The organism is Pseudomonas sp. (genome assembly GCF_030696055.1).
GTDB lineage: Bacteria > Pseudomonadota > Gammaproteobacteria > Pseudomonadales > Pseudomonadaceae > Aquipseudomonas.
The window spans coordinates 1-4978 of record NZ_JAUYNP010000037.1; the positions used below are offsets into that span (position 1 = coordinate 1).

A 4978-nucleotide genomic window follows, 5' to 3' on the forward strand; every position below is an offset into this window, starting at 1 on the left:
CGTCCCAGCCATCGCCGGCCAGGCGCTCGCAATGAGCATGCTCCAGATGCAGGCGGGCATGCCCGATATCCGGCATCAAGGGCAGCGCCGGCAAGGCTTCGATACGCACCCCGGGCGCGCCAGTGCGCACCACCCCCAGGCCCAGGCGCACCGGCTGGCCCGGCGCATCCTCGCGGGCCGCCACCAGCAGCCAGTCGGCGGCGTCGGCGGCGGTGACGAAATCCTTGCGCCCACTCAGCGTCAGCGCCTCTAAGCGCGTACTCATATCGGCCGGGCGGGTGCTTTTGTTCTCGGTCACGCAGAGCGCCCCCAGGGACCAGGGCGCCGAGGGCCAGAGCACGCGCAAGGCCGCCTGATAGCCGGCCAGAAAGGCCAGGCCCGGGGTCGCCGCCAGGCGCCCGCCGAGCAGCGCCAGCTCGAAGGGGGGCGGATTGCCGACACGCTCCAGCAGGCTGGCATACCAGGTTTCCAGATCCGCGGCGGGCAGGCGTATGGGGGCGTTCAACAGCTGTTGCCAGGGCATGCAAGGCTCCTTGTCATTCTTATCAGAGGCGCTGTCACATAAGCATCACCAAAGTTTCACAGGGGTGACACTGCCGCTACCTAGCCTGAGCTTGCCCAACAAGATCGACCGGCTGCAAGGCAAAAAGCCGGCTCAACAGGCCAAGTGAAAACGTCGCGAGCGAAGGTGAGGCAAGGCTAAATCGGCCGAGGAAGCGGAGTGTACGAGTTGTACATGAGCATTCCGAGGCTGATTTCAACGCCGCATAACCGAGCGCAGTAGTTTTCACACCGCCGAAATGGAGATTCAGGCATGACTCAGATAGCACTTAAAGCTACTCCCGCACGTCGCCTGCAAGCCGAGCGTTTGCTGGGGGCCAAGGCCCTGCGCGAAGCCCAGGCGCTGCGCTTTCGCGTATTCAGCGCCGAGTTCGACGCCAAGCTCAAGGGCGCCGAACTGGGTCTGGACATGGATGACTACGATATTCACTGCCAGCACATAGGCGTGCGTGACCTGAACAGCGGCGAGCTGGTGGCCACCACCCGCCTGCTCGACCATCAGGCCGCCGCCGGTCTGGGGCGTTTCTACAGCGAGGAAGAATTCAGCCTCGACGGCCTCGCCCATCTGCAGGGCCCGGTGCTGGAAATCGGCCGCACCTGCGTGGCCCCCGCCTACCGCAACGGCGCGACCATCGCCGTGCTCTGGGGCGAACTGGCCGAGGTGCTGAATGAAGGCGGCTACCGCTACCTGATGGGTTGCGCCAGCATCTCCATGCAGGACGGCGGCATCCAGGCCCAGGCGATCATGCAGCGCCTGCGCGAGCGCTACCTGTGCACCGAACACCTGCGCGCCGAGCCCAAGACCCCGCTGCCGGCCCTGGAAGTGCCGAGCAATGTGATCGCCGAGATGCCGCCGCTGCTCAAGGCCTATATGCGCCTGGGCGCGAAGATCTGCGGCGAGCCGTGCTGGGATCGGGATTTCCAGGTGGCCGACGTGTTTATCCTGCTCAAGCGCGACGAGCTCTGCCCGCGTTATGCGCGGCATTTTAAAGCCGCGGTCTAGGACAGGCTGCGAAAATGGCGGTTGGGTTCAACTCGTAGGTTGGCGCTGAGGCACGAAGCCCAACTCAATCATCCTGTTGGGCTTCGCAGAGCTCAGCCCAACCTACAAAAACTCGCCGAGGCGACTGTCGCACTTGCCTGGTACGCCGGCAGCCTGTAGACAGTGCCGGCGTTTTTGTCTGTGCATGCTGGAGTGGTCGATGAAGAAACTGCGTTTGTACCTGCGCCTGCTGCGCCTGTTGGCGGTGATCGCCCTGGGCGCCCTGCTGGCCAGCGCCGTTAGCCTGTTGGAACGCTGGGTGCGGCATGATCTGATGCCCACTCGCCAGCGCCTGACCCGCTGGTTTCTCGCCCGCCTGGCCGCGGCCCTGCCGTTTCGCCTGCAGGTGCAGGGCGAGCTGCCGCAGCAACCGATGCTGTGGGTCAGCAACCATGTGTCCTGGACCGATATTCCGCTGCTCGGCATGCTCACCCCGCTGTCCTTTCTGTCCAAGGCCGAGGTGCGTACCTGGCCTGTGGCCGGCTGGCTGGCGCACAAGGCCGGCACCCTGTTTATCCGCCGCGGCTCGGGCGACAGCGGTCTGCTCAATCAGCAACTGGGCCGCCACTTGCAGCGCGGTCGCCAGCTGCTGATCTTCCCCGAAGGCACCACCACCGATGGCCTGGGCCTGCGCACCTTCCATGGTCGCCTGCTGAGCAGCGCCATCGACAGCGGCGTCGCGCTGCAACCGGTGGCCATCCGTTACCTGCGTGATGGTCGGCCGTGCAGCGTCGCGCCCTTTATCGGTGACGACGACATGCTCTCGCACCTGCTGCGCCTGCTCGGCAGCGACCTGGCCGAAGTGCAGATCCAGCTGCTGCCGCCCATCGCCAGCGCCGCATTGAACCGCAATGCCCTGGCCCGCCAAGCGCAGCAGGCGATCAGCCTGGCGCTATTTGGCGCGGCAGAAGTGACGGCAACGGAAGACGCGGAAAGTCAGGCGGCTTAGTCAGAGCCCGCGCTCACGGGCGACATAGGCCTGCAGCTCGGGATAGAACTGCCGAAAGTCCTCCAGCAGCGGCTGATACAGCCGTTCCAGCTCGGCCATCGCGCCATCCAAGCCCGCGGGGCGCGACAGGCGCCGCTGCATGCCCGCAACGACCTGCTCCAGCACGGCAAAGTCGCGGTAACTGCCCAGCCAGTCCTGGGCCGCCATGCGCGGCGCGATCAGCGCCAGGCGCTCGGGCAGGCGAGGCTCGGCCGCCAGCAGCCGATAGACCCGCCCCGTGAACAGCGGCAACGGCTCGCGGGCATAGTCGGCCCAGTGCAGCGCCAGGCAGTGGTCGAAGAAGATATCCAGCAGGATGCCGGCATAGCGGCGCCGCTCGACGGGAAAACGCGCCCGCGCCTGGAGTTGCAGCGGGTGATTGTCGGTAAACACATCGATACGTCGATGCAGGCGGATCGCCGCCTCGATATCCGCCGGCCACTGCCCGACCAGCAGCCCTTTGACGAAATCGCCATACAGGCTGCCGAGCAGTTGCGCCGGCGCATCGCCGCCGAGGTGTAGATGGGCGAGATAGTTCATGGCCACAGCTTAACAGGCCGTTGCGAAACCACGGCGGGCTTAGGCGCTCGGGCACCTATCAGCAGAGGCAATGATCACTATCGGGGCAAACGATCTGTATCTCGCCAGGCGTGACGGTAAGGTTCGCTGCATCGCGCTATGGCAGCAGCGCCAGCCCTGCTCAGCCGGGCAATGCACGACTCCCAGAACCTTTAGATGGAAGCCTCACTATGACCACGCTTTTCGACCCCATTCAGATCGGTGACCTGCAGCTGAACAACCGCATCATCATGGCCCCGCTGACTCGCTGCCGCGCCGACGAAGGCCGGGTACCCAACGCGCTGATGGCCGAGTACTACGTACAGCGAGCCTCGGCCGGGCTGATTATCAGCGAAGCCACCTCGGTCACGCCCATGGGCGTCGGCTACCCGGACACCCCCGGTATCTGGTCGGACGCGCAGGTGCGCGGCTGGAGCAATATCACCAAGGCGGTGCATGGCGCCGGCGGCAAGATCGTGCTGCAACTCTGGCACGTCGGGCGGATTTCCGACCCCAGTTTCCTTAACGGCCAGGCCCCGGTCGCCCCTAGCGCCATCGCCGCCAAGGGCCATGTCAGCCTGCTGCGCCCGCTACGCGACCACCCGCTACCGCGCGCCCTGGAAACCGAGGAAGTCGCCGATATAGTCGAGGCCTATCGCCATGGCGCGGAAAACGCCAAGGCCGCCGGTTTCGATGGCGTGGAAATCCACGGCGCCAACGGCTACCTGCTCGACCAGTTCCTCCAGGACAGCACCAATAAGCGCAGCGACCGCTACGGCGGCTCGGTGGAGAACCGCGCCCGCCTGCTGCTGGAAGTCACAGACGCGGTGGTCGCGGTGTGGGGCGCCGGCCGGGTCGGCGTGCATTTGTCGCCACGGGCCGATCTTCACGATATGGGCGACAGCAACCGCACGGAGACCTTCACCTATGTCGCCAGTGAACTGGGCAAGCGCGGCATCGCCTTTATCTGCGCCCGCGAACATCAAGCCGACGACAGCCTGGCGCCGAGCCTGAAGCAAGCCTTCGGCGGCGTGTTTATCGCCAACGAGCGCTTTACCAAGACCCAGGCCAATGCCTGGCTACAAAGCGGCAAGGCCGATGCCGTGGCCTTTGGCGTGCCCTTTATCGCCAACCCGGACCTGCCGGCCCGCCTGGCGCAGGATGCCGAATTGAACCAGGCCAACCCGGCAACCTTCTATGGCCAGGGCGCGGTCGGTTATCTGGACTATCCGGCGCTGTAATGAGGCACGTAGGTTGGTGCTGAGCGTGCGAAGCCCAACAGGGAGTGCGCAGCACTCCGCTCGGCGTCCCGGCTTATGGCTTACGAGCGCGGTGTTGGGCTTCGCGAAGCTCAGCCCAACCTACCCAACATACGAAAAGGCCGCTCGAGTGAGCGGCCTTTTCGCGTCACGCCGATATCAGCGGGCGTCTATCTGCTGCTGCAGGTTCAATACCTGCGATTGCAGGGTGCTGATATTGCGGGTCATCTGGCCACGGAAGGCGTCGAACTCGGCGGTGGAGCTGCTGGCCGCCGGACGGGTTTCCAGGTCGCTTTTCAGCACCAGCATGTCCTGTTCGAGGCGGGCGATGGCCTGGTTCGGGTTGCCGAGCTGCTTCAGTGCCGCGACTTCGGCGCTCAGGTTCTGCAGCTGAGCGTCGAACTTGCTGGAATCGGCCAGGGCGCTTTGCAACGCCGCCTGCTGGCTTTTCAGCGCGGCCTGTTCGGCGCCCAGGGCTTTCAGGCTGCCTTCGAACTTGCCGGTGGCACCTTGCTGGCTTTTCACCTCGGCCGCCAGCTGCTCGATACGCTTACCCTGACTGCTCTGCGC

At 65.2% G+C, this 4978-nt stretch carries 4 protein-coding genes and 2 pseudogenes; 3 read left to right on the plus strand and 3 right to left on the minus strand.

All coding sequences use genetic code 11. The annotated features are described in order from the left end of the window. A pseudogene (locus Q8Q83_RS02045) lies at positions 1-523 on the minus strand (acyl-CoA dehydrogenase); the annotation flags it as partial. Between the two features lie 291 nt (positions 524-814). Here Q8Q83_RS02045 and olsB point away from each other — a divergent pair. After that, a complete protein-coding gene (gene olsB / locus Q8Q83_RS02050) occupies positions 815-1564 on the plus strand; it encodes an L-ornithine N(alpha)-acyltransferase (RefSeq protein ID WP_305620686.1) in 750 nt (249 codons plus the stop codon). 199 nt (positions 1565-1763) lie between these two features. Next, complete coding sequence (locus Q8Q83_RS02055) at positions 1764-2552, plus strand: lysophospholipid acyltransferase family protein (protein WP_305620688.1); 789 nt, start codon at positions 1764-1766, stop codon at positions 2550-2552. Here Q8Q83_RS02055 and Q8Q83_RS02060 read toward each other — a convergent pair whose 3' ends face one another. Beyond that, positions 2553-3131 carry an ACP phosphodiesterase gene (locus Q8Q83_RS02060; RefSeq protein ID WP_305620690.1) on the minus strand — a complete coding sequence of 193 codons (579 nt, stop codon included), beginning with the start codon at positions 3129-3131 and terminating at the stop codon, positions 2553-2555. A gap of 209 nt (positions 3132-3340) precedes the next feature. On the opposite strand from Q8Q83_RS02060, the gene Q8Q83_RS02065 reads away from it, so the two are divergent. After that, on the plus strand, positions 3341-4390 hold the full coding sequence (locus Q8Q83_RS02065) for an alkene reductase (RefSeq protein WP_305620692.1): 1050 nt from the start codon (positions 3341-3343) through the stop codon (positions 4388-4390). A 177-nt stretch (positions 4391-4567) separates the two neighbouring features. Here Q8Q83_RS02065 and Q8Q83_RS02070 read toward each other — a convergent pair. Continuing rightward, a pseudogene (locus Q8Q83_RS02070) lies at positions 4568-4978 on the minus strand (ATPase); the annotation flags it as partial.